The sequence below is a fragment of the Rhizobium sp. Nf11,1 genome, assembly GCF_050587665.1.
Classification (GTDB): domain Bacteria; phylum Pseudomonadota; class Alphaproteobacteria; order Rhizobiales; family Rhizobiaceae; genus Rhizobium.
On the sequence record NZ_JBOBHU010000070.1, the window covers coordinates 1 to 1,302 of the forward strand.

Here is a 1,302-nt window from a genome sequence, read left to right on the forward strand (position 1 = left end):
TGCCCGGCCTGAGAGATAGGTGACGTTTTGTACCGGAGACATGGGTAACACTTTTCGCTTTTTTGCGGGAGGTGTTGATGCCGTGGAGAGAGACTTCGGTCATGGATGAGCGTCTTCGATTTGTCGCCCGGTTGCTGGAGGGCGAAGGGATGAGCGAGGTTTGCCGGGAGTTCGGGATCTCGCGCAAGACCGGCTACAAGATCTTCAATCGCTACAAGGAGGACGGGCTGGAGGCCCTGACGGACCGGTCTCGGCGACCGGTGCGCTATGCCAACCAGTTGCCCGAGCCGGTCGAGGCGATGATCGTGCGATGCAAGAAGGACAAGCCGCACTGGGGCGCGCGCAAGATCCGCGAGCTCCTGGTCCGCCGTCTGGCCGGCGACGTGCGCATCCCAGCCAGAAGCACGGTGCACGCGGTGCTCGACCGGTACGGCCTTGTGAGCCAGGCCCGCAAGAGGAACCGGGCGAACAAGGCCGTGGGCACGACGCTCTCGACAGCCATCGGACCCAACGATCTTTGGTGCGCCGACTTCAAGGGCGAGTTCAAGCTGGGCGACGGCAGATATTGTTACCCCCTGACGATCACCGACCAGGCTTCGCGCTATCTCCTGTGCTGCGAGGCCTTCGAGACGACCCGCGAACGCGGCGTCTTCGGTGCGTTCCGGCGAGTCTTTGCCGAGCGTGGGCTTCCGCTTGCCATTCGTTCCGACAACGGCCTGCCGTTTGCCAGCCCGAACGGGCTCTACAATCTCTCGAAACTGTCGGTCTGGTGGCTCAGACTCGGCGTCGCCTTCGAACGCATTCGCCCCGGCCACCCGCAGGAGAATGGCCGCCATGAACGCATGCATCTGACGCTGAAGAAGGAAGCCACCCGTCCGCCGGGACGCAATATTCTCCAGCAGCAAATGCGCTTCGACGCATTCGTCAGCGAGTTCAACACCGAAAGACCGCATGAGGCCCTGTCGATGAAGGTCCCAGCCGATGTCTACAAGGCTTCGCCGCGACCCTATGAGGGGCTGCCCGAGATCAGCTATCCCTTCCATGACCGCGATGCCATCGTCACCAACTGCGGCCGTCTGTGCATCCATCGCAAGAAGATCAACATCTCAACCGTCATGGCCGGTCAGAGGCTCGGCCTCAAGGAGGTCGACGACGGCATTTGGCTCGTCAGCTTCATGCACTATGATCTCGGATATATCGATCTGGAGCAGAGGACTTTACAAACCATCGACAACCCGTTCGGCACGAGGTTGTCACCCATGTCTTAGGGACAATCTGTTACCTATGTCTCCGGGTCGGACA

1 protein-coding gene is annotated in these 1,302 nt (G+C 60.9%); it reads left to right on the top strand.

Annotation, left to right across the window (positions count from 1 at the left end; all coding sequences use genetic code 11):
- Positions 1-77 precede the first annotated feature (77 nt).
- The gene (locus ACQ7C1_RS31695) at positions 78-1,268 is read left to right on the top strand and encodes an IS481 family transposase (protein WP_430961215.1); all 1,191 of its coding nucleotides are present in this window, start codon (positions 78-80) and stop codon (positions 1,266-1,268) included.
- The last annotated feature ends 34 nt before the right edge of the window (positions 1,269-1,302 follow it).